The 25,673-nt window shown below is 67.3% G+C and carries 22 protein-coding genes; 13 read left to right on the top strand and 9 right to left on the bottom strand.

The window, feature by feature from the left end; all coding sequences use genetic code 11:
- Position 1: 1 nt before the first annotated feature.
- The 5 genes from vioA to GQ56_RS0101920 form a co-directional block, all read right to left on the bottom strand.
- Positions 2-1,144 carry a dTDP-4-amino-4,6-dideoxy-D-glucose aminotransferase VioA gene (gene vioA, locus GQ56_RS0101940; protein ID WP_031397036.1) on the bottom strand — a complete coding sequence of 381 codons (1,143 nt, stop codon included), beginning with the start codon at positions 1,142-1,144 and terminating at the stop codon, positions 2-4.
- 26 nt (positions 1,145-1,170) lie between these two features.
- Positions 1,171-3,528 carry a tetratricopeptide repeat protein gene (locus tag GQ56_RS0101935; RefSeq protein WP_031397035.1) on the bottom strand — a complete coding sequence of 786 codons (2,358 nt, stop codon included), beginning with the start codon at positions 3,526-3,528 and terminating at the stop codon, positions 1,171-1,173.
- Between the two features lie 252 nt (positions 3,529-3,780).
- Positions 3,781-4,080, bottom strand: a complete 300-nt coding sequence (locus GQ56_RS0101930) for a flagellar protein FliT (protein ID WP_031397034.1) — start codon at positions 4,078-4,080, stop codon at positions 3,781-3,783.
- Between the two features lie 25 nt (positions 4,081-4,105).
- The gene (gene fliD / locus GQ56_RS0101925) at positions 4,106-5,614 is read right to left on the bottom strand and encodes a flagellar filament capping protein FliD (RefSeq protein ID WP_031397033.1); all 1,509 of its coding nucleotides are present in this window, start codon (positions 5,612-5,614) and stop codon (positions 4,106-4,108) included.
- A gap of 135 nt (positions 5,615-5,749) precedes the next feature.
- Entirely contained in the window at positions 5,750-6,907 is a 1,158-nt protein-coding gene (locus tag GQ56_RS0101920) for a flagellin (protein ID WP_031397032.1), read from the bottom strand.
- A 531-nt stretch (positions 6,908-7,438) separates the two neighbouring features.
- Between GQ56_RS0101920 and rpsU the strand changes: the two genes are divergently transcribed.
- Positions 7,439-7,651 carry a 30S ribosomal protein S21 gene (rpsU, locus tag GQ56_RS0101915; protein ID WP_006401410.1) on the top strand — a complete coding sequence of 71 codons (213 nt, stop codon included), beginning with the start codon at positions 7,439-7,441 and terminating at the stop codon, positions 7,649-7,651.
- 204 nt (positions 7,652-7,855) lie between these two features.
- On the opposite strand, the gene GQ56_RS0101910 is transcribed toward rpsU, so the two are convergent.
- A complete protein-coding gene (locus GQ56_RS0101910; protein WP_031397031.1) occupies positions 7,856-9,979 on the bottom strand; it encodes a TonB-dependent siderophore receptor in 2,124 nt (707 codons plus the stop codon).
- A gap of 227 nt (positions 9,980-10,206) precedes the next feature.
- Here GQ56_RS0101910 and GQ56_RS0101905 point away from each other — a divergent pair, with 227 nt between their 5' ends.
- Positions 10,207-11,442, top strand: coding sequence for a PepSY-associated TM helix domain-containing protein (locus tag GQ56_RS0101905; RefSeq protein WP_031397030.1), 1,236 nt, complete (start codon positions 10,207-10,209; stop codon positions 11,440-11,442).
- A 92-nt stretch (positions 11,443-11,534) separates the two neighbouring features.
- On the opposite strand, the gene GQ56_RS0101900 is transcribed toward GQ56_RS0101905, so the two are convergent.
- The gene (locus tag GQ56_RS0101900) at positions 11,535-12,137 is read right to left on the bottom strand and encodes a DNA-3-methyladenine glycosylase I (protein ID WP_031397029.1); all 603 of its coding nucleotides are present in this window, start codon (positions 12,135-12,137) and stop codon (positions 11,535-11,537) included.
- A 141-nt stretch (positions 12,138-12,278) separates the two neighbouring features.
- On the opposite strand from GQ56_RS0101900, the gene GQ56_RS0101895 reads away from it, so the two are divergent.
- On the top strand, positions 12,279-13,160 hold the full coding sequence (locus GQ56_RS0101895) for a BadF/BadG/BcrA/BcrD ATPase family protein (protein WP_031397028.1): 882 nt from the start codon (positions 12,279-12,281) through the stop codon (positions 13,158-13,160).
- A 126-nt stretch (positions 13,161-13,286) separates the two neighbouring features.
- The gene (locus tag GQ56_RS0101890) at positions 13,287-14,111 is read left to right on the top strand and encodes a Cof-type HAD-IIB family hydrolase (protein WP_031397027.1); all 825 of its coding nucleotides are present in this window, start codon (positions 13,287-13,289) and stop codon (positions 14,109-14,111) included.
- A gap of 117 nt (positions 14,112-14,228) precedes the next feature.
- Here the strand turns inward: GQ56_RS0101890 and aqpZ are convergent, their stop codons facing one another.
- Positions 14,229-14,969, bottom strand: coding sequence for an aquaporin Z (gene aqpZ / locus GQ56_RS0101885; RefSeq protein ID WP_031397026.1), 741 nt, complete (start codon positions 14,967-14,969; stop codon positions 14,229-14,231).
- A 299-nt stretch (positions 14,970-15,268) separates the two neighbouring features.
- Here aqpZ and GQ56_RS0101880 point away from each other — a divergent pair, with 299 nt between their 5' ends.
- Positions 15,269-15,565: an H-NS histone family protein gene (locus GQ56_RS0101880; protein WP_031397025.1), complete on the top strand. Its 297-nt coding sequence runs from the start codon at positions 15,269-15,271 to the stop codon at positions 15,563-15,565.
- A 105-nt stretch (positions 15,566-15,670) separates the two neighbouring features.
- On the opposite strand, the gene GQ56_RS0101875 is transcribed toward GQ56_RS0101880, so the two are convergent.
- Positions 15,671-16,735 (bottom strand): glycosyltransferase family 4 protein, encoded by a 1,065-nt coding sequence (locus tag GQ56_RS0101875; RefSeq protein ID WP_031397024.1) that lies wholly within the window; start codon positions 16,733-16,735, stop codon positions 15,671-15,673.
- Positions 16,736-17,400: 665 nt separating this feature from the next.
- Here GQ56_RS0101875 and flhD point away from each other — a divergent pair.
- The 8 genes from flhD to GQ56_RS0101835 all read left to right on the top strand — a co-directional run bounded on the left by flhD (position 17,401) and on the right by GQ56_RS0101835 (position 25,672).
- On the top strand, positions 17,401-17,721 hold the full coding sequence (gene flhD, locus GQ56_RS0101870; protein ID WP_031397023.1) for a flagellar transcriptional regulator FlhD: 321 nt from the start codon (positions 17,401-17,403) through the stop codon (positions 17,719-17,721).
- A gap of 91 nt (positions 17,722-17,812) precedes the next feature.
- Positions 17,813-18,367 carry a flagellar transcriptional regulator FlhC gene (gene flhC, locus GQ56_RS0101865; RefSeq protein ID WP_031397022.1) on the top strand — a complete coding sequence of 185 codons (555 nt, stop codon included), beginning with the start codon at positions 17,813-17,815 and terminating at the stop codon, positions 18,365-18,367.
- Between the two features lie 169 nt (positions 18,368-18,536).
- Positions 18,537-19,397: a flagellar motor stator protein MotA gene (motA, locus tag GQ56_RS0101860; protein ID WP_031397021.1), complete on the top strand. Its 861-nt coding sequence runs from the start codon at positions 18,537-18,539 to the stop codon at positions 19,395-19,397.
- A gap of 13 nt (positions 19,398-19,410) precedes the next feature.
- Entirely contained in the window at positions 19,411-20,430 is a 1,020-nt protein-coding gene (gene motB / locus GQ56_RS0101855) for a flagellar motor protein MotB (RefSeq protein ID WP_031397020.1), read from the top strand.
- A 24-nt stretch (positions 20,431-20,454) separates the two neighbouring features.
- Positions 20,455-20,832, top strand: coding sequence for a response regulator (locus GQ56_RS0101850; RefSeq protein WP_031397019.1), 378 nt, complete (start codon positions 20,455-20,457; stop codon positions 20,830-20,832).
- 33 nt (positions 20,833-20,865) lie between these two features.
- Positions 20,866-23,103: a chemotaxis protein CheA gene (gene cheA / locus GQ56_RS0101845; protein WP_031397018.1), complete on the top strand. Its 2,238-nt coding sequence runs from the start codon at positions 20,866-20,868 to the stop codon at positions 23,101-23,103.
- A 51-nt stretch (positions 23,104-23,154) separates the two neighbouring features.
- Positions 23,155-23,670, top strand: a complete 516-nt coding sequence (gene cheW / locus GQ56_RS0101840) for a chemotaxis protein CheW (protein WP_031397017.1) — start codon at positions 23,155-23,157, stop codon at positions 23,668-23,670.
- Between the two features lie 37 nt (positions 23,671-23,707).
- Entirely contained in the window at positions 23,708-25,672 is a 1,965-nt protein-coding gene (locus tag GQ56_RS0101835; protein WP_031397016.1) for a methyl-accepting chemotaxis protein, read from the top strand.
- Position 25,673 lies beyond the last annotated feature (1 nt).

Genomic DNA, 25,673 nt, shown 5'->3' with positions numbered 1-25,673 from the left:
GTCAGTGCGCGATCAGCTCGACGATGCGACGGACCATGTCGTCGGTGAGCGCCGGGTAGATCGGCAGGCACAGCACCTTGCGCGCGGCCTCGGTGGCGACGGGCAGGTTGTCTCGGTTCGCGGACGGCAGCCCGCGGTACATCGGGAATTCCGAAATCAGCGGATGGAAGTAGCGGCGCGCATACACGTCGTAGTCGCGCAGCTTCTGGTACAGCGCATCGCGGTCGAGCGGATAGTCCTCGTCGACGAGGATCGCGAAATACGCGTGGTTCGCGACGGTCTGGCCGCCGAGCGGCACGCAGCGGATGCCGCGCACGTCGGCCAGCAGCGTGCGGTACAGCGTGTCGATCGCGCGGCGGCGCGCGAGCGCGCCGTCGATGTGCTGAAGCTGCAGCATCCCGAATGCGGCGTTGATTTCGCTCATCTTGCCGTTGATGCCGGGCGCGACGACCGTGACCTCGTCGACGAAACCGAAATTCTTCAGGTGGTCGATGCGCTGCTTGGTTTTCGCGTCGGGGCAGATGATCGCGCCGCCTTCGAACGTATTGAACACCTTCGTCGCGTGGAAGCTCAGCACCGACAGGTCGCCGTGCGTGAGCACGCTTCCGCTGGCATTGCGCACGCCGAACGCATGCGCCGCGTCGTAGATCACGCGCAGGTTGTAGTTGTCGGCGATCTTCTGGATCGCGTCCACGTCGCACGGATTGCCGTAGCAGTGCACGGGCATGATCGCGGTGGTGTGCGGCGTGATCGCCGCCTCGATGCGGGCCGGGTCGAGATTGAGCGTGCCGGGCGTGACGTCGACGAACACCGGCTTGATGCCGTTCCACAGCAGCGAATGCGCGGTCGCGACGAACGAGTAGGGCGTTGTGATCACCTCGCCGGTGATGCGCAGCGCCTGCAGCGCGGTGACGAGCGCGAGCGTGCCGTTCGCGAACAGCGACAGGTACGGCACGCCGAGATACTCGCACAGCGCACGCTCGAACTGCTGGTGGAACGGGCCGCCGTTGGTCAGCGTGCGGCTCGCCCAGATCTTCTCGAGGTACGGCAAGAACTCGTCGAGCGGCGGCAGGTGCGGTTGCGTGACGTAGATGCGCTCGTGCGGCAGTTGCGCGACGGACGAAGCGGGCAGGCTGGCGGTCATGATGGTCTCTCCCGATAGGGCGTGCTTCAGGCCTCGGCCGAGGCGCGCGCAGGGGTCGCGTCCTCGAACAGCGGGGTGTCGAATGCGGTGACGGGTTCGTTCCCGCACCAGCGGGTCCACATCGTGCGCAGCGCGGACGACAGCCCGGCCGCGACGACGGCCGGCCGGAACGCGGCGGATTCCGCGCAGCGTGCGCGCAGGCCCGCGCGCAGCGTCTGCAGCGCGGCGGTATCGCGGCCGAGCGCGAGCGCCTTCGCGACGAAATCGTCCTCGTCCGCCGCGATGTAGGCGTCGAGTCCGACGTGCTGCAGCCAGCCCGCGCTGCCGCGCCCGGCCATCGTCGCGCCGGGGATCGTGACGGTCGGCACGCCCATCCACAGCCCGTTGAGCGTGGTCGTCGAGCCCGTGTACGGGAACGTGTCGAGGCAGAGATCGACGCCGTGATGCTGCTGCATGTAGACCGGAATGTTCGAGCGCCGGTGGAACGTCAGGCGGCCGATGTCGATGCCCGCGGCGGAGAACCATTCGATCAGCTGGTCCTGGTCGCGGTCGTTGCTGATCGCGCCGAGGGCCATGCGCGCGGTCGGATCCGCATGCAGCACGCGCGCCCAGACCTCGACCACGTGCGGGCTCAGCTTGTTCAGGCGGTTGAAGCTGGCGTAGGTCGTATAGCCGTTGTGCAGCGCCGGCAGCCCGTTGACCGGCGGGCAGTTCTGCGGCGGCATGAATGGCGCGATCGCGGGCAGCCGCACGATCTGCTCGACGAACTGGTCGTCGAATGCGCCGTGCGGCGCGACGAAGCGATCGGTCAGGTAGTAGTCCATCGCGCCGAGGCCGGTGGTGGCCGGATAGCCGATCCAGGACGCCTGCACCGGCGCCGCGCGCTGCGCCAGCGCGACCAGCCGGTTGCGGCCGGTGTGGCCCGACAGGTCGATCACGATGTCGATGTGGTCGTTGCGCACGCGTTCGAGGAAGGCCGGGTCGCTCATGCCGGCGACGTTGCGCCAGGTCGTGGCGTGGGCCTTGAAGCGATCGGACGTCTGATCTTCCTCGAAGTGATTGTGATAGAAGTGCATCGCGATGCCGGGGTCGGCCGCGAGATGCTCGATCACGGGCACCGCGTAGGAGGCGACCGCGTGGCTGAACAGGTCGCCCGATACGAAGCCGACCTGCAGCTTGCGCGCCGGGTCGCGCGGGTTCGAGAACACGGCCGCGCGCTTGCGCTTGTGGTTGTCGTAGCGCTGGCCGAACTTGCGGTGTTCCGCGACGAGCGCCTGCGGATCGAAGTCGCTGCTGTGCGCGATACAGAACAGCATGCTGCTGTGGGTGATGCTGTCGGTCGGGTTGATTTCGATCGCGCGCCTCAGCCAGCCCACGGCCTCCTGCGTCGCGCCCTGTTCGAGCAGCACGAAGCCGAGCGTGCTCATCGGGGCGGCCGCGCCGGGAGCGAGTTCGACCGCGCGCCGGCAGGCCGCGAGCGCTTCTTCCGTGCGGCGCATCGCGAACAGCACGAGGCCGTGGATCCGCAGCCCCTCCGGGTGATCGGGCTGGATCTCGAGCAGGCGGCGGCATTGCGCGTGTGCTTCCGTGTGCCGGTTGACGGCGCGCAGCGTGTCGGCGAGCAGGATGCGCACGAGCACTTCGTCGGGCAGCAATTCCACCGTGCGAAAGCCGGCCTCGATCATTTCCACGAAGCGGCCTTCCCGGTGAAGCGAGGCCGACAGCGCGCGCCAGCACGCGCCTTCTTCCGGATAGTCGGCGACCAGTTGCCGCGCCAGCGCGGTGGCTTCCGCGTGCTTGTTCTTGTCGAACAGCGCCGCGTGCTTTTGCAGCAGCGCCTGATTGGGGCGGCGGGCGGACTTGGCGTTGCCTTGACGTCCGGCGGGGTCGGCCGGGCCGGCCGCGGTTTCCAGGACGATCGCCGTGTCGATGCCGCTCGGGGCGACCGCGATCGCCGCGGTCGCGAGCACGATGTCGGGCGATGCCATTTGTCCGATCAGGCCGTCGAGCGCGGGCCCGCGGATGCCGCGCTGCTGCGCGATCTCGACGGCGACCCATGCGGCGGCCGTCTGTCCGCTGCGATGCAGCGCGTGGATGTAGCTGACCCAGTAGTAGCCGTTGGCCGGATTCGCGCCGATGGCGGCTTCGAAATGCGGCACCGCGTCGGCCGGCCGGTCCGTATCGACCAGCAGCACCGCGAGGTTGTAATGCGCGTCCGCGTGCGCGGGCATCGCGTCGAGGACGGCCTCGTACAGCGCCCGGGCGTCCTCGAACGCGCCGCTGTGCTGACGTTCGAGCGCGCTGTCCATGACAAGCGCGATGTCCTGCGCAAGCTGCTGTTCGGGCGTGAGCGCGGCGGGGGCGGGCAGTTCGGACGGGAGCATGATGAATTCTGCGGAAAGTCGGTCGATGCCATTATCGGTAGCGTGCCGCCGCGCCGATGCCGCGAGGTGACGGTAAAAGCCCGGTCAGTTTGGTCGATTGAACGCCCGGCCGGCGCGGGGGCGGCGCGGTCGGCCGTACCCCAAAAAAAAACGCCCGCACGAGGCGGGCGGAGGCGAACGAGCACGCCCTCACATCAGCGCGTAGTTCTTGTTGTCGGGTGGGTGCGCCGGCGTCGCGGCGCCGGTCGCGCGTCAGCGGCTCGCGACGCGCTGGTACTGGCTGACGGCCTGCACGCGGCCCATCGCCGCGTGGTATTCGTCGGCCAGTTCCTGCTGCGCGCGCTGCGCGTCGGAGAAGATGCGGTCGTTGCTGGTCTGCATCCGGCGGATCGCGGCGAGGCCGGCCGGCGGCTGGTCGGCCGCGAGCGATGCGATCAGCGGATCGCGCACGTCGACGAGGCGCGCCGCCTCGATCCAGTCGGACATTGCGGCGGCATGCTCGAGCGCGTCGGTGAGCGCGTCGAGTCGGGCGATCAGTTCGGTCTGTTCCATCGTGGCTCTCCCGTGTGGCCGGCGGTCAGCTCTTGTTGCTCGACAGCGCGCCGGCGCTGTTCGAGCCGCCGAACAGCTGCGTCAGGTACTCCGAATTGGAGTTCATCGTCGCCATCAGCGTGTTGAGCGCGGTGAACTGCGCCTGGTACTGGCTGGTCAGTTCTGCCACGTAGTTGGACAGGTTCGTCTGCTGCTGCGAGACACTCGTCAGGTCGTTGTTGAGCGCCGTCGTGCGTGCGGCGATCATCCCGCCCGTCTGCGTGTAGTTCGTGATGTCCGTCGTCAGCTGCTGGCCGATCCCGTTCGTCGAGTTGAACAGTGCCGCGACGCCCGTCGGGTTGTTCTGCAGCGCGCTGTTGAGCGCCGTGTTGTCGACCTGCAGCGTGCCGTCGTCCTGCAGCGTGACGCCGATCGACGCGAGGGTGATCGTCGTGCCGTTGCTGGTCACGCCGTTCGCGACGACCGACGCGAGCGCGTTCTGGATCGTGTTCAGCGTCGAGTCGCCGAGCAGCGGGCCTTGCGAGGCCGCGCCGGACGAGAAGCTCGACAGCGAGCCCATCGTCGTGACGAGCGTGTTGTAGAGCGTCACGAAGTTGTTGATCGTGGACGCCTGGGACTGTGTGTTGGTGGCGATCGACAGCGTCTGCGTCTGGGTCGAGCTGACGGCGGCCGAGGTCAGGTTCAGCGTGACGCCGGTGATCGCGCTCGTCACGGTGTTGCTCGCGCTCGTCGCGGCGATGTTGTTGATCGTGAACGCGGCGTCCTGCGCGGCCGTGCTTTGCGTCCATGCGGCGTTGCTGTTCGCGGACGTAAAGGTCGACTGGCCGCCCGTCGTGCTGGCCGTCGACGTGACGCCGAGGCTGGACAGGCCGTTGTCGCCGGACACGTTGCTGAGCGCGACGCTGATCGTGTTCGCCGCGCCGGTCGGCGTCGAGCTGAGCACGAGGTGGGCGCCGTCGCTGCCGTTGACGACCGACGCGACGACGCCCGGGTTGCCGGTCGCGGTGTTGATCGCGGCGGCGATGCCCGACAGCGTGTTGTTCGTGCTGTCCACGTTGACCGTGAACGACTGGCTGCCGAGCGACAGCGTCATCGTGCCGCTGCCGAGCGCCGTCGACGCGCCGAACGCGGCCGACGACAGCGATTGCGAGGTCGCGATCTGCGTGACGCCGATCGAATAGTTGCCGGCGACGGCCCCCGCGCCTGCGGTCGCGGTGATGCCGGTGCCGCTCATGTTGGCGGTGAAGGTGTTCTGCAGCGTGCCGTTCGACAGCGTCGTGACGCCCGCCTGGAGTGCGCTCAGCGCGGCCGACAGGGCGCCGTACGCGGAAATCTGGGTGTTGTCGCTGGTCTGCTGCGCGGTGAGCGCGGCGGTCTGACCGGCGGTCTTTGCATTGACAAGCGCCGTCACGAGCGAGTTGACGTCCATCGACGAGTTGCCGGTCGAACCGCTGATGATCGATTGGGCGGCCTGCTGCAGCTGGCTGTTGGCCGAGCTGTTGGCGGCGGTAACGGCGGAATTGATCGTCGACATCGTAGTGCTCCGTGCGGCGGGTGATCCGTGAAATTCTGGATGAAGAGCCGGCCGCGGGGCAAGGCCCCGCGTGCCAAGTGCCTGCGGCCGGGCCGCGCGTGCTTACGCGGGGCCCGGCCGTGGGGTGCTACGCGATTACTGCAGGAGCTTCAGGACCTGCTGCGGCAGCGAGTTCGCCTGTGCGAGCACCGAGATGCCTGCTTGCTGCAGCACCTGGTTCTTCGACATGTTCGCGGTTTCCTGCGCGAAGTTCGCGTCAGTGATCTGCGACTGTGCCGACGACAGGTCGGTCGATTCCGCTTGCTGCGACGTGGAGATCGCCGTGAAGCGGTTTTGCGCCGCGCCGAGTGCTGCTTGCAGGTTGTTCACCGTCTGCAGTGCGTTGTCGATCGACACCATCGCGACGTTCGCGCCGCTGACCGTGCTGATGTTGAGGTTCGACACGGTAGCCGGCGTGTTGACGGCGTTGATCTGCGCAACGGCGTTCGAGATCGCGGTGAGCGATGCCGACGACATGCTGGAGCTGGTCGCGCCCGAGCTGATCGAGATCTGCGTGACCGACTGGCCGTTCGATGCCGTTGCCGACGACGTCGTGAAGACTGCCGATGCTGCCGTGCTCGACAGCGTCGAACCGTTCTGGTCGGTGAACGTGAAGCCGCCCTTGCCGTCCGACGTCACGTTGATGGCCGTGATGGTCGCGCCCGACGACGTGTATGCGCCGCTGGCGTTCAGGCTCAGGCCCGTGATCGTGCCGACCGTCTGGCCCGTCTGAACGACGCCGCCGCCGATCTGTGCCGCCGACATGCTTTGGCTCAGGTCCAGCGAGATGGTCTGGCCGACGTTCGCGCCGACCTGGAACGACACGATGCCTGCCGAGCCGTTGAGAATGTTCGTGCCGTTGTACGTCGTTTGCGACGCGATACGGTTCACTTCCTGGATCTGCTGCGAAACTTCCTGCTGCAGTGCTGCCTGGTCGGACGACGACATCGTGCCCGTCGACGCCTGGACGGCCAGCTGGCGGATACGTTGCAGGCTGTTGGTCAGCGACGACAGTGCGCTCGACGCCGTTTGAATCATCGACACGCCGTCGTTCGCGTTCGACACGCCCTGGTTCAGGCCGTTGATCTGCGTCTGCATCCGGGTCGAGATCGCGAGACCGGCTGCATCGTCCGCTGCGCTGTTGATGCGCTTACCCGACGACAGGCGGGTGATTGCCTGCGACAGGGCGTCTTGCGAGCTGTTGAGGTTCTGCTGTGCAACCAGCGAGTTGATGTTGCTGTTAATTCCGAGCATGGAAAATCTCCTGTTTAAGCCGAAAGCCCTGAAAAGCCGTTTTGGCGTCGGCGGAAGCACTCGTTCATTGCTGGCCGCCTCAGAGCAGGATTTCGGCGCACCAAAACAAAACTTGAGGGGCACGTGGAGATTCGGCCCGATTTTTTATCCTTCTTTGTCATTTCGGAGCACTCCTGCGCGATACCCGGCCGAATGTCCGACTAAAGGGGCCGGAGGCCGGTCCCATCATGCAGTCGCGCGCCTGTGCATACACGAGCGACAAAAGGGTGGTTTTGTCTGTGATTCCCTGCTATGATGGCGGGCTGAATTGAGATTTTCTGTCACGCCTCTGCCGTTTTCGGCATGTCTGCTGGCAGTCAAACGCGGCGCTGCACGCGGCTTGTGAAGCGTACTCGCGGTGCTTTCCGCCTCTCTTTTCCGGCCTCCGAGGCCGTATTTCCGCTCGTTTCGCCTGTTGTGGGAACGCCCGGATGGCCGGTGCGTGGCGCTTGGCCGCTACGTTTTTGACCGTTTAAGCAATTTAGGAACGACATGACGACGATTCTTCTGAAAGAAAACGAGCCGTTCGAAGTGGCGATTCGCCGCTTTCGCCGTGCTATCGAAAAAAATGGCCTGATCGCTGAACTGCGTGAACGCCAGTCCTACGAAAAGCCGACCGCAGTCCGCAAGCGCAAGAAGGCGGCAGCCGTCAAGCGCCTGCACAAGCGCCTGCGCAGCCAGATGCTGCCGAAGAAGCTCCACTAAGAGCGTCTTACGGTTCGCCGCGAAACGGCGGAGCGTGCTTCGAAAGAAGCCGCTCCGCCGTTTTGCTTTTGGGGGCCGGATTGGCTCCGCCGTCGTGACGGAGTGCGAGCCGTCGCGCGAGCGGCCGCTGCGCGGCTGCGCGGCTGCGCGGCGGTTTCGCCGTTTCCGGCGGCCGGCCGGCATTTGCCCGCCGCCGCGCCGGGCTCAGAAGTCGATCTTCGCGTTCAGGCTCACCGTGCGGGGGTCGCCCGGCTTCACGTAGTCCGCGTACTGGTATTCCCAGTAACGACGGTTCAGCACGTTGTCGAGCGATGCGCGCAGCGTCACGTCGTGGCCGCCGACCCGCGTCAGGTAGCGTGCGCCCGCGTTGACGACGAGAAAGCCCGGCGCGTCGAGGCCGCCTGCCGCGCGCAGCGGCGTCGCCCCGGTGAATTTCGCATCGACGCCGAGCGTCAGCCCCGGTACGCCCGGCACCGCATAGCCGACGTCGCCGGCGAACACGAAGCGCGGCGCGCCCGCGACACGGTTGCCGTTGTTGCTCGCGCCCTTCGAGTACCACGCGTCGAGCAGCATCGCGTCGACGCCCGCGTTCCAGCGCGCACCGAATTTCGCGCGTGCGCCGAACTCGAGCCCCTGGATGATCGATTCGCCGTCCTGCACGTAGACGTTCGAGGCGTTCGCATATTCCGCGCTGCGCTCGATGCGGAACAGCGCGGCCGTCGCGCTCCAGCGCGCGTGCTCGCTCTTGATGCCGAGCTCGTACTGCTTGCTGCGCAGCGGCTTGAGCACCTGGCCGGCGTTCGCGTACACGTCGTTCACGCGGCTGCCCGGCTCCAGCGATTCGGCGTAGCTTGCGTACGCGGTGGTCGTCGGCGCGAGCTTGACCATCACCGCGAAGGTCGGCGTCGTCACGCCATTCTGGCTGTAGCCGGGATCCTCCACGCCGCTCGGCTCGAACGAGCGCTGTTCGTAGTTCATGTAGCGCACGCCGGCGAGCACCGACCAGCGCTCGGTGAGCTGTACGGTGTCGCTCGCGAACAGCGCCTTCTGCACGATCTCGCTCGTGCGGTACTGGATGAAGCCGTGCGGGCTGTCGTAGCGGTACGGATTCGGCGCGTAGAGGTTGCCGGCGCCGAGCGGCACGAACACGCTGTTCGCCGAATAGTCGTTCGCCTGCTTCTGCCACGACGCGCCGAGCACGATCTGGTGGCTGAACGGGCCGGTGCGCACCTTGCCCTCGACCATCGCACGCCACTGGCTGAAGCGGTGATCCTCCATCCCGACGTAACGGCTGTCGGTGTAGTCGCCGGCCGCGTCCTGCAGGTACAGCGTGCTTTCGTTGCGGCGGCGCGTCGCCTTGCTGTAGCTGTACGCGACGTCGAGCTGCCAGTCGGGCGCGAGCTGGTATTGCAGCCCGGCCGTATAGAGCTGCAGGTTCGTGTTGAGGTACTGGTCCTTGCCGCCCAGGTTGGTCGTGCCGCCGCTGATCGTCGCCGGCAGCGCGCCGCCCGGATAGCTGCCGGTGAAGATCGACGGCGTCTGGCCCGTCGTGCGGCGCTCCTGGTACAGCGCGCCGAACGTCACCGACAGGTCGCGCGTCAGGTTCGCCTGCAGCGCGAGCGATACGCTGTCGCGGCGGATATTGCCGTCGTTGTACGTCTTGCCTTCCTCGTGCGTCGCGTTCAGCCGCGCGCCGAACATGCCGTCCGGCCCGAACCGCTGGCCGAGATCGGCGTGCTCGGTCCACACGCCGGTGCTCCGGTAGCCGACGTCGACGCTGCGCACCGGCTCGGCCCCCGGTTGCTTCGTCACGTAGTTGACGACGCCGCCGGGCGTCACGAAGCCGTAGAGGAAGCCGCCGAGCCCCTTCAGCAGCTCGACGCGATCGAGCTGCTCGTACGGCATCGTGATCCCGTACGTGACGAACGGCAGCCCGTCGATCTTGTAGCCGTTCTGCCAGTCGAGCTGCATGCCGCGCACGGTCATGTAGCTGGCCCACGCGCTGTACGCGCCGCTGTTGTCGGACACCGACGCGTCGTTCGCGAACACGTCGCCGAGCTTGTACGGCTGGCGCGCCTCCAGTTCCTCGGACGTGACGATCGTCGTCGAGAACGGCGTGTCGAGCTGGCGGCGCGTGCCGAGCGCGCCGGCGGAAAGCGTCTCGGTCAGGTGCTGCGGCGAATCGTGCGTGGCCGTGATGTTGAGCGCCGGCAGGACGGCGTCGCCGCCGGGCGTATCGTCCGCGTGGGCGAGCGAAGCGGCGAAGCAGGCAAGGGCGGCGGCCACATGACATGGGCGGAAGGGCGGGCGAGCGAGGCGGACGGTCATGATGCTGGATTAAAAATGCGAGTAGGAATCATTCGCATTGTTGTAAAATGTCGCGCATCCTATCAAAACCCGCCGAGCGCGCAACAATTCCTTGCGGCGCGCAAGGGCATCCGGCCCCCGTTCGCGGCGGCCGGCCGGCTCGTGCGCGGCGCCTGACCTCAAATGACCTGCATCCCGTCGAATCGGGGCCGCGCCTGCCGGCCCGCTTGTCCTTCGCGGTGCGCGCGATGAATGCGCTCCTGCGACCGTTTCTTGTCCGCCTGCATCGCTGGTTCGGCCTTGCCATCGCGCTGTTCCTGTTCCTCGCGGGGCTGACCGGCGCGCTGATCGCGTGGGACCACGAGCTCGACGCGGCGCTGAACCCGGGCTTCTACACGGCGCGCAGCGACGCGGCGCCGCTCGATCCGCTCGCGCTGGCGACGCGCATCGAGGCTGCCGACCCGCGCGTGCAGGTGACCTATCTGCCGCTCGCGGTCGAGCCGGGGCATACGCTGCAGGCCGGCGTGATCCCGCGCACCGATCCGGCGACCGGCCAGCCGTACGCGCTCGACTTCAGCCAGATCGCCGTCGATCCCGCGAACGGCGCGGTGCAGGGGCGCCGCGAATGGGGCGCGCTGTCGCTCGCGCGGCTCGACCTGATGCCGTTCATTTACCGGCTGCACTACTCGCTGTTCCTGCCCGAGTACGCGGGGATCAACTTCGGGTTCTGGGTGATGGGCGTGGTCGGCATCGTGTGGGCGATCGACAGCCTGATCGCGCTCGTGCTCGCGTTTCCGAACCTGAAAAGCTGGCGCAAGTCGTTCGCGTTCCGCGTGCGGCGCGGCGGCTATCCGCTCGTATTCGACCTGCACCGCTCGGGCGGCGTGTGGGTGTGGGGGCTGCTGCTGGTCGTTGCGGTCACGTCGATCTCGATGAATCTCGCCGTTCCCGTCGTGCGGCCGCTGGTGTCGCTGGTGTCGCCGCTTGCCGAAACGCCCTACACGAATCCCGAACACTTTCCGCCCGCGGGGCCCGGCAGCAAGGTGCTGTCGCGCGAGCGGATCGTCGAGATCGCGCGCGCGGCCGGCCGCGACGCGGGGATCGCCGCACCGCCCGGCGCGCTGCTGTTCGCGCCGGCGATGAATGCCTATGCGGTCGGATTCTTCACGCCCGGCAACGATCACGGCGACGTCGGGCTCGGCAATGCGTGGCTTTACTGGGACGCCGTGACCGGCAAGCCCGTCGCCTCCCAGGTGCCGGGCCGCGGCTCGGTCGGCGACCTGTTCATGCAGGCGCAGTTTCCGCTGCACTCGGGGCGGATCGCCGGCGTGGCGGGCCGCGCCGCGGTGAGCGCGCTTGGTGTCGTCATCGCAATGCTGAGCGTGACCGGCATCTGCATCTGGGTGAAGAAGCGCAGTGCGCGCGGGCGGGCCGCGCGCAGCGCACGGACGGTCGCGCCGGCGGCGTCGCGCGCCGCACGGTGAGCGGCGGGCCGGCGGTACGGCCGTTGCGGGGCCGCTGCAAATGGCCGGTGAGCGGCCAGTGAACGGCCGGCGGGCGGCGCCTACCTGCGCCGTCAGCCCGCCTTGCGCCGGCGCGCCGGCTGCTTGCCGCCAAGCGCCGCGCATTGCGCGTGGCACGGGCAGCCGACCTCGTGATCGTTGACCATTCCCGTCGCCTGCATCAGCGCATAGCAGATCGTCGAACCCACGAACTTGCAGCCGTACGCCTTCAGCGCCTTGCTGAGCGCGTCTGACTGCTCGGTCGACGCGGGCGCGTCGCGGTATGACTGCCACGCATTCTGGATCGGCGTATCGCCGACGAACGACCACAGGAACGCGGCGAGCGACCCGTGTTCCTCGCGGATGCGCTGCACGGCGCGCGCGTTGGTGACCGCCGATTCGACCTTCGCGCGGTTGCGCACGATGCCGGGGTTTTCCAGCAGCTTCTCGATGCGCTTCGGCGTGAAGCGTGCAACGGCATCGACATCGAAATCGGCGAATGCTTCGCGGTAGCCCGCGCGCTTGTTCAGGATCGTCGACCACGACAGTCCGGCCTGCGCCCCTTCCAGGATCAGCATTTCGAACAGGTGGCGATCGTCGTGCGACGGGACGCCCCATTCGGTATCGTGATAGTGAGCGTCCGCTTCAGTCTTCACCCAGTTGCACCGCTGCGACATCGTCTGCCTCGTCTTCGTATCGATTCGATCGCACCAGCATAGCGGAAGCCCTTTTCGCGGAACAGCCGGCCGAACGGCAGATGCGCGCGCGGCGCCGATGCGGGTAAGCTTGGCGCCTGTTCGAACCAGCAGGATGAAGGCATGGCGGCATTACTTTTTGCGATCGGCATCGACGGCGGCGGCACCGGCACGCGCGCGGTGCTGGCAGACCGGCACGGGCGCGAGCTCGCGCAGGGGCGCGGCGGCCCGTCGGGGCTCGGGCTCGGCATCGAGCGCGCGTGGGCGTCGATCGGCGCGGCCTGCGCGGACGCGTTCACGCAGGCGGGCTTCGGGTTCGACTGGTCGCAGTGCGCGCTCGGCTGCGGGCTCGCGGGCGTCAACAATTCGGCATGGCTCGCCGCGTTCCGCGCGCAGGCGCCGCTTGGCGCGCTCGTGGTCGAGAGCGACGCCTATACGACCGTCGTCGGCGCTCATGGCGGTGCGCCGGGGCTCATCGTCGCGCTCGGCACCGGCAGTATCGCGGCGTCGCTCGATGCGGCCGGCGCCTGCCGCATCGCGGGCGGCTTCGGCTTTCCGTCCGGCGACGAGGCGAGCGGCGCGTGGCTCGGCGTGCGTGCGCTTGCGTACGCGCAGCAGGCGCTCGATGGCCGTGTGCCGCGCGATGCGTTCGCCGATGCATTGCTCGCGGAAACGGGCGCCCAGGATCGCGACGCGCTCGTCCAGTGGTCGTGCGACGCGAACCAGACGATCTACGCGCGCCTTGCGCCGATCGTGTTCGCGCACCGTGCGCACCCGGTCGCGGGCGCGCTGATCGCGCAGGCGGGCGACGAGATCGGGAAGATGATCGACGCGCTCGATCCGCAGCGGGCGCTGCCGGTCGCGCTGTGCGGCGGGCTGGCGGACGCGCTGGCTCCGGCCGTGCCGGCGCGCCACGCGGCCCGGCTGCGCGCGCCGTTCGACGATTCGGCGCATGGCGCGCTGCGGCTCGCGTTGCAGGCGCTGCGGGCGGCGGACGGCGGATAGGGGCCGCAGGCGGCGGCGCCGAGTCCGGGCCGGCGGCCGAGATCGACCGCAAACCGTCCGGCGGGCAGCCGGCCGCGACGTTAGAATGGCCGTTCCGCAGAGCCATGAGCGCCATTCTCCCGTCCCATGTACAAAGTCATCGCCACCGATCTCGACGGCACCCTGCTGAACAGCGACCACCAGCTCGACCCTTACACGATCGACACCGTCCGCCGGCTCGACCGCGACGGCCTGCAATTCGTGATCGCCACGGGGCGCCATTACGCGGACGTCGCCGGCATTCGCGACGTGCTCGGCATCCGGCCCTACCTGATCACGTCGAACGGCGCGCGCGTGCATGCGCCGGACGACACGACGATCCATGCGCAGGACATCGATCCCGCGATCGTCCGCGATCTCGTGCAGCCTGACGTCGTCGGCGCGCATGGCCGCGTGATCGTCAACCTCTTCACCGACCAGGGCTGGCTGATCGACCGCGAGGCGCCTCACCTGCTCGAATTCCACCAGGATTCGGGCTTCCGCTACAACGTGACCGACATGGCGGCGCACGACGGCGCGGCCATCGCGAAGGTGCTGTATATCGGCGATCCGGCCGATCTGGCGGCCGTCGCCGAGCGGATGCGCGTGCGCTTCGGCGATGCGCTGTACGTCACGTATTCGCTGCCCGACTGCCTCGAGGTGATGACCGCGAACGTGTCGAAGGGCCGCGCGCTGCGCTCGGTGCTCGGCCGGCTCGGTGTCGACACCGGCCACTGCATCGCCTTCGGCGACAACATGAACGATATCGACCTGCTCGAAACCGCCGGCCACGCGTTCATGATGAACAACGCGAACCCCGACCTGGTCGCGCGGCTGCCGCATATCCCCCGTATCGGCAACAATTTCGACGCGGGTGTCGCCCGTCACCTGCGCACGCTGTTCTCGCTCGCGGACAACGCCGCCGTTTCCTGAGCATCCTGCCCGGCGCGCATGAAAAACGGGCGCCAGTGGCGCCCGTCGAAATTACCTGCCTCGATTGTCTTGGACAGCGTGAGGCTCGCTGCTCTGCTCGCTTGACCCCGTAGTGACTTATTCGCTTGTGCGAGCGGATGCCGGCAGCAGGTCGACGGCGTTGTCACGCCCCGCGACCAGCGGGTAAATGATCCCGGCGAGTGCCGCGCCGATGATCGGCGCCACCCAGAACAGCCAGAGCTGGCCGATCGCCTCGCCGCCCACGAACAGCGCGGGGCCGGTCGAGCGGGCCGGGTTCACCGACGTGTTGGTGACCGGGATCGAGATCAGGTGAATCAGCGTCAGGCACAGGCCGATCGCGATCGGCGCAAAGCCGGCCGGCGCGCGCTTGTCGGTGGCGCCCAGGATCACGAACAGGAAGAAGCCCGTCATTACCACTTCACAGATGAACGCCGCGCCGAGTGCGTAGTGGCCGGGCGAGCGCTCGCCGAAACCGTTCGTCGCGAAGCCGCTGCCGACCACGTCGAAGCCCGGCTTGCCGGTGGCGATCAGGTACAGCACGAATGCGCCGATGGTCGCGCCGACTACCTGCGCGACGATGTACGGCACGAGATCGCGGGCGGGGAAGCGGCCGGCGACCGTCAGGCCGACGCTCACCGCGGGATTCAGGTGGCAACCCGAAATATGCCCGATTGCGAATGCCATCGTCAGCACGGTCAGGCCAAAGGCAAGTGCGACACCGACAAAGCCGATGCCGAGGCCCGGAAAGGCGGCCGCCAGCACGGCGCTTCCGCACCCGCCGAGCACCAGCCAAAACGTGCCGAATACCTCTGCGGCGAGCCGCTGCGAAAGATTCATGTAAGGACCTCGTTAAAGTCGATTGAAGACTGCCGGATGACGCGACGGATTTAAACCATCTTCCGGATTTGGTCTGGATTATAGGAAATGAATCGGGGTGAGGAGGGTCAACGATTGTTAAATTTGAATGGCTGACGAATGCCTTTTATTAGAATAAGTCCGCATTCTCGATATAGTCGAATCGGTTAAAGATGGCAGCATTAATTTGAAGGGCAGGGTGGCAGTACGGATGGCGTAACAGGTGTTTGTGTTCCGGCCGGATTCGCCGGGGCCGCATCATCGAAAAGGGGAGTCGAAGAATGTCTCAATACGCGAAACTCAAGGCGCAGATCGCCGATCTGCAGGCTCAGGCGGACGACGTGCGCCGTCAGGAAGTGGCGGCGGTGATTGCCGAAGTTCAGCAAAAGATTGCCGAATACGGGCTGACGGCCCAGGATCTGGGCTTCGCGGAGCGAGCGAAGCGCGGGCGCCCGCCGAAGAAGGCGCCGCTGCCGCCGAAATACCGCGACCCGAAGTCGGGTGCGACCTGGAGCGGGCGCGGCAAGCCGCCGAATTGGATCGTCGGGAAAAACCGCGATCGGTTCGCGATCGAATGACCGAAAGCCCAAACAAAAGAGCCGCATCGAGATGCGGCTCTTTTGTATTGCATGCCGATTTCGGCGCGGATTTTATTACTGAATATTTCTGTATGGATTTCAGCGTCAGGCGCCCGCGACCCGGCGCAATGCCGGTTGTCTGGCCGCCGTGCAAAGCGATTCGTACGTTTCGACATAACGCCGTGCCATTGCCTTCGCGCTGAAACGCGTGTCGAACCGCTGGCGAATCGCGGGGCGCGACAGGCTGTCGATCCGGTGCAGCGCGCCGACCGCGCCCTGCACGTCCTCGACGATGAAGCCGGTCACGCCGTCCTCGATCACTTCCGGCACCGAGCCGCGGTTGAACGCGACGACCGGCGTGCCGCAGGCCATCGCCTCGATCATCACGAGGCCGAAGGGCTCCGGCCAGTCGATCGGGAACAGCAGCGCCTTCGCGCCCGACAGGAACGCGGGCTTCTGCGCTTCGTTGATCTCGCCGATGAATTCGACGTGCGCCTGGCCGAGCAGCGGCTCGATCGCTTCCTTGAAATAGTCGGCGTCGGCCTTGTCGACCTTCGCGGCGATCTTCAGCGGCAGTCCGCTTTGCGCGGCGATCCGGATCGCGGTGTCGACGCGCTTTTCCGGGCAGATCCGGCCGAGGAACGCGAGGTACTCGGGCTTCACGCCCGGCTGCGGCGCGAGCAGCGTGTCGGGCAGCCCGTGATACACGGTGCCGGCCCACGCGGCCTGCGGCAGCGGCTTGCGCTGGTTGTTCGAGATCGACACGACCGGCGCGTCCGGAAACGCGTCGAACACCGGCTGCAGCTCCGGCAGGTCGAGGCGGCCGTGCAGCGTCGTCACGTACGGCGTGTCGAGGCGCGACATCAGCGGGAACGGCAGGTAGTCGAGGTGGAAGTGCAGTACGTCGAACTGATCCGCGACCCGGGCGACCTGCTCGATGAGCTGCATGTGGGGCGCGACCGAATCGCGGATCGACGGGTCGAGCCGCAGCGCGCGCGGCCAGGCCGCCTCGAGACGGGCCGACGTGACGGAGTCGCCGCTGGCGAACAGCGTGACGTCATGGCCGAGTTCGACGAGCGCTTCGGTGAGGTAGGACACGACACGCTCGGTGCCGCCGTAGAGCTTCGGCGGAACGGCTTCGTAAAGCGGCGCGATCTGGGCAATTCGCATGGAGGTTCTCCTGTGTCGGTCCGCGTGGGCGCGCTGGCGCCGATGCGGATGGCGTACGAGGGGGCGGAACTCGCCGACGCACGCGATGCGCGGGTCGTGGCCGGGCCCGAACGGGGTGCGCGGGGCGCCGGACGGCAAGCTGCGGAGCGGGCCGGCACGGCTCGCGCCGCCGCCCATCGGTATTCATTATCGATATCGCCCCGGGCGGTTCGAGTGTTTTTTCAAACACTTAAAGCTTGTTACACGATGAAATACGCGCATGCGGCGTGAAGAAACTGCGTGGAATCATTATTCGAGATGGCGATAACTATTGTTGCGCCATTGTGAAAAACCACTATAATTTTTACCGATCCGAATATCGGCAGCCCTGCCGATGGTTTTTCGCCTCAGCGTGGCGGTCATCGGTATCGTCAAGGCCGAATTCGCGCCGCCTCCCGCTCTCCCGCCCGTTCCTTTCAATTCGCCTTGTCGGAAAAATTCCTACACGGTTTACAGATAAATCCTGCAAGGCATACGCCACTTCGCTGATACCGGCAGAAATGCCGTTTGGCCAAAATTCGCCCTGTAAGACTATAAACGAGTCGACTGCGCGCCAAGAGCGCCCTGATCGAGCAAACGTTTTCATAACATGAATGGCCAAAGCAAAGCTCTTTAACGGGGGAATCATGAGCGCTACAAGCGAAATGCTCAGTGAGATCAAAGAGGTCAACCTGTCGTACCTCCTCCTCGCGCAGCGCCTGCTGCGGGAAGACAAGGCGATGGGCATGTTCCGCATGGGAATTTCCCAGGAACTGGCCGATGTACTCGGGAACCTCACGCTCGCACAGACCGTGAAGCTCGCCGCGTCGAACCAGATGCTGTGCCGCTTCCGTTTCGATGATCACGCGCTGCTGTCGTCGCTCGCCGACAAAGGCCGCAGCGACGTCGTCACGCACGCCCACTCGGCCATCCTGATGGCCGGGCAGCAAGTAGAAGGCGTCCGCTGATCCACCCGCCTTGCGTATGTCCCGGCGTGCCGCGCCGGCCGGCAGCGTATTGGCTACTCATCCGAACAACGTCAAGCGGACGGCTATCACCATGGCAAGCAAAAGCGTCGTGATCGAGGTGAAGGAAATCACCCTCGCCATCGAACTGATCGAACTGGGCGCCCGGCTGCAGTTGCTGGAAGCGGAGACGAGCCTGTCGCGGGACCGTCTGATCAAGCTGTACAAGGAACTGAAGGGCGTGTCGCCGCCGAAGGGGATGCTGCCGTTCTCGACCGACTGGTTCATGACGTGGCAGCCGAACATCCACTCGTCGCTGTTCTACAACATCTACCGGTTCATGCAGGACCATGGCCGCTGCGAGCCGATCCAGTCGATCGTGAAGGCGTACCGGCTCTATCTGGAGCATGTGAACCTGTCCGGCGACGAGGCCGCGCTGAGCCTCACGCGCGCATGGACGCTCGTGCGCTTTTTCGATTCGGGGATGCTGCAGATGACCCCGTGCACGCGCTGCGGCGGCCACTTCGTCGCGCATGCGCATGATCCGCATCAAGGTTTCGTCTGCGGCCTGTGCCAGCCGCCGTCGCGTGCGGGCAAGACCCGCAAGGCCGCCGCCGCGCGCGCCGAAATTGCCGCCGCCGTGGCCTGAGCGCCGCCGGGCGGGGCTCGGGCGGGCCGCGCCGGACGGCGCGAATCGCCGGTGAATTGCTGGTAAACACCGTCGGGCCGCCACCGGGCGACCGCGAAAGTTTTCCTGCCGACTGCCGTAAACCTGCTTAACGGCGGTCTCTTCGCCGGTCATTCGTGAGGGACAGGCAGTGCTGATTATCGTGGGAACACTCGTGACGCTGTTGTCCGTCTTCGGCGGTTATGCGCTGGCAGGCGGGCATCTGGGCGCTTTGATCCAGCCCGTCGAGATCCTGATGATCGTCGGCGCCGGCGTCGGCGCGTTCATTCTCGGCAACGGCGGCAAGACCATCAAGGCCACGCTGCGCGTGCTGCCGACGCTGTTCAAGGGCTCGAAATACACGAAAGACGTCTATATGGAGCTGATGGCGCTGCTTTACGTGCTGCTCGCGAAGGCACGCAAGGAAGGCACGCTGACGCTCGAGGCCGACATCGACGACCCGGAAAAGAGCCCCATCTTCACCCAATACCCGAAGATCCTCGCCGATAAGCACATCGTCGAGTTCCTGACCGACTACCTGCGCCTGATGGTGGGCGGCAACATGAACGCGTTCGAGATCGAGAGCCTGATGGACGAGGAGATCGAGACGCACCACGCGGAAGGCGAAGGCCCCGCGCACGCGCTGATGCGCGTCGGCGACGCGATGCCGGCGTTCGGTATCGTCGCGGCCGTGATGGGCGTCGTGCACACGATGGCCTCCGCCGACAAGCCGCCCGCGGTGCTCGGCGCGATGATCGCGCAGGCGCTGGTCGGCACGTTCCTCGGGATCCTGCTGTCGTACGGGCTGATCGGGCCGCTCGCGAGCCTCGCGGAGCAGCGCGTCGCCGAGTCGACCAAGATGTTCCAGTGCATCAAGGTGACGATCCTCGCGACGCTGAACGGCTATGCGCCGGCGATTGCGGTCGAGTTCGGCCGCAAGGTGCTGTTCTCGACCGAGCGCCCGTCGTTTTCCGAGCTCGAAGAGCATGTCCGCCGCGTGAAGGCGAAGTGACGCGGAGCGCCCGATGAGCAAGAGCAAGGATCGCGCAATCGTCGTCAAGCGGGTGGCCCCGGCGAAGAAGGGCCACCACGGCGGCGCATGGAAGCTCGCGTACGCGGACTTCATGACCGCGATGATGGCGTTCTTCCTGCTGATGTGGCTGCTGAGCTCGGTCACGCCGGTGCAGCTGAAGGGAATCGCCGAATACTTCAACACGCCGCTGAAGGCCGCGCTGTTCGGCAGCGGCGACCGCAGCTCGCAGGATTCCAGCATCATCAACGGCGGCGGCCGCGACCTGTCGAGCGTCGACGCCGGCACGCTGCGCCGCACCGACGGCACGACGCAGCTCGCCGAACGCCTCGCGAAAGCGGGCGACGAGAATTCCCGGTCGCAGGCGCAGGGCGCCCAGGACCGGCTCGAGCAGACGCGCCTGCACGACCTGCAGATCAAGCTGATGGCCGCGATCGAGGCCAACCCGACGCTGCGCCAGTTCAAGCAGCAGATCCGCATCGATTCCACGCTGATGGGGCTGCGCATCGAGATCGTCGACACCCAGAAACGGCCGATGTTCGCGATGTCGAGCGACAACGTCGAGCCGTACATGCGCGACATCCTGCGCGAGATCGGCAAGACGCTGAACGACGTGCCGAACCGGATCATCGTCCAGGGCCATACCGACGCCGTGCCGTACGCGGGCGGCGAGGGCGGCTACAGCAACTGGGAGCTGTCGGCCGACCGCGCGAACGCGTCGCGCCGCGAGCTGATCTCGGGCGGCATGGACGAGGCGAAGGTGCTGCGCGTGCTCGGCCTCGCGTCGACGCAGAACCTGAACAAGGCCGATCCGCTCGATCCGGAAAACCGCCGAATCAGCGTCATCGTGCTCAATCGCAAATCCGAAGAGGCGCTGATGCGCGACGATGCGACGACCACGACGCTGTCGGCCGATGCGGCCGGCTCGCAGCAGCTCGCGCAGCAGCTTGCCGGCCCGGCGCCGGCCGCGCGCCCGGCGCTCGCGGCGTCCGCCGTCGCCGTGCCGAAACCCTGACGTTGACAAGATTCCGAGACAGACATGATCCGAACCATTCTCGCCATCGACGACTCCGCGACCATGCGTGCGCTGCTGCAGGCGACGCTTGCGCAGGCCGGCTACGACGTGACGGTGGCGCCGGACGGCGAGGCCGGCTTCGAGCTGGCGGCCACCGTTCCCTATGACCTGGTGCTGACCGACCAGAACATGCCGCGCAAGAGCGGGCTCGAGGTGATCGCCGCGCTGCGCAAGCTGACCGCCTACACGGAAACGCCGATCCTCGTGCTGACGACCGAGGGCAGCGATGCGTTCAAGGACGCCGCGCGCGACGCGGGCGCGACCGGCTGGATCGAGAAGCCGATCGACCCCGCCGTGCTGGTCGACCTGGTCGCGACGCTGTCCGAACCGGCCGCCTCCTGACATTCACGCGACGCACTCAACCCGGGACCGGGCATGACTCTCGACATCACTCAGTTCTACCAGACATTTTTCGACGAAGCGGACGAGCTGCTCGCCCAGATGGAGCAATTGCTGCTGAACCTCGACGTCGGCTCGCCCGATCCCGAGGATCTGGCCGCGATCTTCCGCGCCGCGCATTCGATCAAGGGCGGCGCGGCGACGTTCGGCTTCTCCGCGCTGACCGATACGACGCACATCCTCGAATCGCTGCTCGACCGCGCGCGCAACCATGAGCTGACGCTGACCAAGGAAATGGTCGACGCGTTTCTCGAGACCAAGGACGTGTTGTCCGACCAGCTCGTCGATTACCGCGCGAGCGCCGAACCCGATGCCGCGGCTGCCGCGGCGATCTGCGCGAAGCTCGAACGGCTGAAGGCCGAGAGCGGCGCGGGCGCGCCGGCGGCCGTCGCGCCCGCGGCGAGCGTCGCTGCACCGGTTGCTGCTGCCGCACCGGCCGCGGCGCCTGTCGCCGGCGACGATCGCGTGCCCGATCACGTGATCGAGCAGGCCGTCGCGGCCGCGCATCCGGCGGCCGACGGGGGCGAAGGCGGCCCGCACCTGAAGATCACGCTCGTGGGCGTCGACGCGAAGGACCAGGCGCTGCTCACCGAGGAACTCGGCAACCTCGGCCGGATCGTCGGCCGCGAGGCAGTCGGTGCCGACCTGACTCTGTGGGTCGAGTCGGACGTGCCGACCGACGACATCGTCGCCGTGTGCTGCTTCGTGATCGACGAAAGCCAGATCCGTGTCGCGCACGGCACGGCGCCGGCCGCGCCGGCGGCAGCCGACGCGCCGGGCGCCGCAGCAGCGGCCGAACCGGCCGCACCGGCCGCTCCCGCGCAGCCGGTACGGGCCGAAGTGTTTGCCCAGCCGGCCGCCGCGCCGCAACCGGCCGCTCCGGCGCCGGTCGCGCCCGCCGCCGCGCAGCCGCAGCAAGCGCCGTCGCCCCAGCCGCCGCACGCCGACCACGCGCCGGCCGCGCATCACGACGACAAGCGGCGCCCGGGCGCCGCGGCCGCGGCAGGCGCCGAAGGCAGCTCGATCCGGGTCGGCGTCGAGAAGGTCGACCAGCTGATCAACCTCGTCGGCGAACTCGTGATCACGCAGGCGATGCTCGCGGAGACCGCGACCGCGTTCGATCCGGCGCTGCACGATCGCCTGTTCAACGGGATGGCGCAGCTCGAGCGCAACGCGCGCGACCTGCAGGAAGCGGTGATGTCGATCCGCATGATGCCGATGGACTACGTGTTCAGCCGCTTCCCGCGGCTCGTGCGCGACCTTGCCGGCAAGCTCGGCAAGCAGGTCGAGCTGGTCACGTTCGGCCAGGCGACCGAGCTCGACAAGAGCCTGATCGAACGGATCATCGACCCGCTCACCCACCTCGTGCGCAACAGCCTCGACCACGGGATCGAGACCGTCGACAAGCGCGTCGCCGCCGGCAAGGACGCGGTGGGCCAGCTCGTGCTGTCGGCCGCGCATCACGGCGGCAACATCGTGATCGAGGTGAGCGACGACGGCGCGGGCCTGAACCGCGAGCGGATCCTCGCGAAGGCCGCGAAGCAGGGCATGCAGATTTCCGACAACATCAGCGACGACGAAGTCTGGCAACTGATCTTCGCGCCGGGCTTCTCGACCGCCGAGACGGTGACCGACGTGTCGGGCCGAGGCGTCGGGATGGACGTCGTGAAGCGCAACATCCAGTCGATGGGCGGCCACGTGGAGATCACGTCGCTGGCCGGCCGGGGCACGACCACGCGGATCGTGCTGCCGCTCACGCTCGCGATCCTCGACGGGATGTCGGTCAAGGTCGGCAGCGAGATCTTCATCCTGCCGCTGAACTTCGTGATGGAGTCGCTGCAGCCGTCGATGGACGACATCTACACGGTCGGCAACGGCGAGCGCGTGGTGCGCGTGCGCGGCGAATACCTGCCGCTGGTCGCGCTGCACGAGGTGTTCTCGGTGGACGACGCCCGCACCGACCCGACGCAGGGGATCGTCACGATCATGGAAACCGAGGGGCGCCGCTTTGCGATGCTGATCGACGAACTGGTCGGCCAGCAGCAGGTGGTCGTGAAGAACCTCGAAACCAACTATCGCAAGGTGCACGGCATCTCGGCAGCGACCATCCTCGGCGACGGCAGCGTCGCGCTGATCGTCGACGTCGCGGCGCTGAACCGCGAAACCCGTGCGATGCACGGCGCCCGTGCCGGCGCCGAGCTCGCGATGTTCTGATGTCTCTCGCCATTCAACCGATTGGGGGCAAACGTGTCTGCTGAAGTCCAAATGATCAATCCGGCCGCGGCGAACGCGGCAACGAGCCGCCGCGACGCGGAACAAGGCGACGCGACGGGCCAGGAATTCCTGGTGTTCACCCTCGGCGACGAGGAATACGGGATCGACATCCTGAAGGTGCAGGAAATCCGCGGCTACGACAGCGTCACGCGCATCGCGAACGCGCCGGATTTCATCAAGGGCGTGATCAACCTGCGCGGGATCATCGTGCCGATCGTCGACATGCGGATCAAGTTCCATCTCGGCCGCGTCGAGTACGACCACCAGACGGTCGTGATCATCCTGAACGTGTCGAACCGCGTGGTGGGGATGGTGGTGGACGGCGTGTCGGACGTGCTGACGCTGCAGACGGACCAGATCATGCCGGCGCCGGAATTCGGCGCGACGCTGACGACCGAATACCTGACGGGCCTCGGCACGGTCGACGGCCGGATGCTGATCCTGATGGATATCGAGAAGCTGATGTCGAGCCGTGAAATGGCGCTGATCGAGACGCTCGGCGGGTAAGCGCGCCGCGCGCGCAGGAATTTCGGGAGAATCTGCAATGTTGCAAAACTGGTCGATCCGCACGACGCTCACGGCGGTCGGACTCATCCTCGTGGCGCTGGCCGCAGCCGTCGGCGGGCTCGGCCTGTACGCGCTGAATCAAGCGAGCCGCTCGCTCGACGAGATCGCGCATGTCGACCTGCCGGCGATCCATACGCTCGACGACACGTCCGCATACCTGCTGCGCGCGCGCGTGTCGCTCGACCGCTTCCGCTCGCTGACGGAAGCCGGCAATACGGCCGAGGCCGCCAAGGTGCTCGACCGCGCGCAGGAGCTGTACGCGAAGTCGAACCAGAACTGGCAGGCGTTCCAGGCGACGCCGAAGCTCGGCGTCGAGCAGCCACTGATCGACGAGCTCACCGCACGCTACACGGCGATCGTGAAGGAAGGCGTCGAGCCCGAATTCGCGGCCGCGCGCGCGGGCGACATGACCGCGTTCCACGCGGTCGCCGATACCAAGATCAGCCCGATGTTCGTCGCGTACGGCGACGCGTCGGCGGCCGTGATCGCGTCGCTGCAGAAGCGCGCGGAAGATCGCCAGGACGCGACGCAGTCGCAGATCTCGCTGATGATCGGGCTGATCGCGGCCGGCATCGGACTCGCGTTCGTCGTCGTGATCGCGATCCGCTTCGCGCTGCGCGGGCTGATCGTGCAGCCGCTCGAGGACGCGATCGTGCACTTCGAGCGCATTTCCGGGGGCGACCTCACGCAGCCGGTGAACGTATTCAGCACGAACGAGATCGGCCGCCTGTTCGGCGGCATCAAGCGGATGCAGGACGCCGTCACGACGATGGTGCAGGCCGTGCATCGCGGCACCGAGTCGATCGACGTCGGCGCGCGCGAGATCGCGACGGGCAACATCGACCTGTCGCAGCGCACCGAAGAGCAGGCCGCGTCGCTGCAGGAAACCGCGTCGAGCATGGAGCAGCTGACGGGCACGGTGCGGCAGAACGCGGAGAATGCGCGGCAGGCGAGCCAGCTCGCGGTGAACGCGTCGGACATCGCGACGCAGGGCGGCGAGGTGGTCGGCCAGGTCGTGTCGACGATGCAGGACATCGCGGTGAGCTCGGGCAAGGTCGTCGACATCATCGGCACGATCGAAGGCATCGCGTTCCAGACCAACATCCTCGCGCTGAACGCGGCCGTCGAAGCGGCCCGCGCGGGCGAACAGGGCCGCGGCTTCGCGGTGGTCGCGGGCGAGGTGCGCTCGCTCGCGCAACGCAGCGCGAGCGCCGCGAAGGAAATCAAGCAGCTGATCGGCGATTCGACCGACAAGGTCGAAAGCGGGTCGGCGCTCGTCGCGCGCGCGGGCTCGACGATGGACGAGATCGTGCAGGCCGTGCGCCGCGTGACCGACATCATGGGCGAGATCAGCGCGGCGTCGGACGAGCAGTCGACCGGCATCGAGCAGGTCAACCGCGCGGTCGGCCAGATGGATTCGGTCACGCAGCAGAACGCGGCGCTCGTCGAGCAGGCGGCCGCCGCGGCCGCGTCGCTCGAGGAGCAGACGCGCCAGATGAAGGCGATCGTGTCGGGCTGGCGCGTGGCGGGCGGCATCGTGTTCGCGCCGGCGCGCACCGTCGCGCGGCCGATCGCGCATGAGCCGGCAGCCGTGCCGGCGCTGCCGTCCGAGCCGCGTTTCGACGCGGCGCCGGCTGCCGCGCTGCCGGCCCCGCAGGCCGCCGCGCAACCGGCGCGGCGCGCCGCATCGGCGCCGCGCGCCGCCGCGTCGGCTGCCGCGGGCGCGGGCCATGAACCGAAGCGCGCGGCCGATGCCGGCGTGCCAGTACAGAAGGATGCGCCGGCCGCTCGCGGCACCGCCGCCGGCGGCTACGGGCCGCGTCTCGCGAAAACGGCCGCCCCGGCGGCCGCGAAGCCCGCGCTCGTGCGCCCGGCGCTGAACGGCGAGAAGCCGGCGCCGGCCACGGCCGGCACGTCCGACGACGACTGGGAGACCTTCTAAA

It is taken from the genome of Burkholderia paludis, from assembly GCF_000732615.1.
In the GTDB taxonomy this organism is placed as follows: Bacteria; Pseudomonadota; Gammaproteobacteria; order Burkholderiales; family Burkholderiaceae; genus Burkholderia; species Burkholderia paludis.
This window is presented reverse-complemented; position numbering and strand designations above follow the sequence as displayed.

What these genes read in the sequence shown, in the direction of transcription:
- GQ56_RS0101890 (WP_031397027.1), top strand. Translation starts at nt 13,287, where the DNA reads ATGTACAAAGTCATCGCCACCGATCTCGACGGCACCCTGCTGAACAGC.
- rpsU (WP_006401410.1), top strand. Translation starts at nt 7,439, where the DNA reads ATGACGACGATTCTTCTGAAAGAAAACGAGCCGTTCGAAGTGGCGATT.
- aqpZ (WP_031397026.1), bottom strand. Translation starts at nt 14,969, where the DNA reads ATGAATCTTTCGCAGCGGCTCGCCGCAGAGGTATTCGGCACGTTTTGG.
- GQ56_RS0101900 (WP_031397029.1), bottom strand. Translation starts at nt 12,137, where the DNA reads ATGTCGCAGCGGTGCAACTGGGTGAAGACTGAAGCGGACGCTCACTAT.
- GQ56_RS0101910 (WP_031397031.1), bottom strand. Translation starts at nt 9,979, where the DNA reads ATGACCGTCCGCCTCGCTCGCCCGCCCTTCCGCCCATGTCATGTGGCC.
- fliD (WP_031397033.1), bottom strand. Translation starts at nt 5,614, where the DNA reads ATGTCGACGATCAATTCCGCCGTTACCGCCGCCAACAGCTCGGCCAAC.
- GQ56_RS0101835 (WP_031397016.1), top strand. Translation starts at nt 23,708, where the DNA reads ATGTTGCAAAACTGGTCGATCCGCACGACGCTCACGGCGGTCGGACTC.
- GQ56_RS0101895 (WP_031397028.1), top strand. Translation starts at nt 12,279, where the DNA reads ATGGCGGCATTACTTTTTGCGATCGGCATCGACGGCGGCGGCACCGGC.
- GQ56_RS0101875 (WP_031397024.1), bottom strand. Translation starts at nt 16,735, where the DNA reads ATGCGAATTGCCCAGATCGCGCCGCTTTACGAAGCCGTTCCGCCGAAG.
- flhD (WP_031397023.1), top strand. Translation starts at nt 17,401, where the DNA reads ATGAGCGCTACAAGCGAAATGCTCAGTGAGATCAAAGAGGTCAACCTG.
- vioA (WP_031397036.1), bottom strand. Translation starts at nt 1,144, where the DNA reads ATGACCGCCAGCCTGCCCGCTTCGTCCGTCGCGCAACTGCCGCACGAG.
- flhC (WP_031397022.1), top strand. Translation starts at nt 17,813, where the DNA reads ATGGCAAGCAAAAGCGTCGTGATCGAGGTGAAGGAAATCACCCTCGCC.
- GQ56_RS0101930 (WP_031397034.1), bottom strand. Translation starts at nt 4,080, where the DNA reads ATGGAACAGACCGAACTGATCGCCCGACTCGACGCGCTCACCGACGCG.
- GQ56_RS0101935 (WP_031397035.1), bottom strand. Translation starts at nt 3,528, where the DNA reads ATGCTCCCGTCCGAACTGCCCGCCCCCGCCGCGCTCACGCCCGAACAG.
- cheA (WP_031397018.1), top strand. Translation starts at nt 20,866, where the DNA reads ATGACTCTCGACATCACTCAGTTCTACCAGACATTTTTCGACGAAGCG.
- GQ56_RS0101850 (WP_031397019.1), top strand. Translation starts at nt 20,455, where the DNA reads ATGATCCGAACCATTCTCGCCATCGACGACTCCGCGACCATGCGTGCG.
- motB (WP_031397020.1), top strand. Translation starts at nt 19,411, where the DNA reads ATGAGCAAGAGCAAGGATCGCGCAATCGTCGTCAAGCGGGTGGCCCCG.
- cheW (WP_031397017.1), top strand. Translation starts at nt 23,155, where the DNA reads ATGATCAATCCGGCCGCGGCGAACGCGGCAACGAGCCGCCGCGACGCG.
- GQ56_RS0101920 (WP_031397032.1), bottom strand. Translation starts at nt 6,907, where the DNA reads ATGCTCGGAATTAACAGCAACATCAACTCGCTGGTTGCACAGCAGAAC.
- GQ56_RS0101905 (WP_031397030.1), top strand. Translation starts at nt 10,207, where the DNA reads ATGAATGCGCTCCTGCGACCGTTTCTTGTCCGCCTGCATCGCTGGTTC.
- GQ56_RS0101880 (WP_031397025.1), top strand. Translation starts at nt 15,269, where the DNA reads ATGTCTCAATACGCGAAACTCAAGGCGCAGATCGCCGATCTGCAGGCT.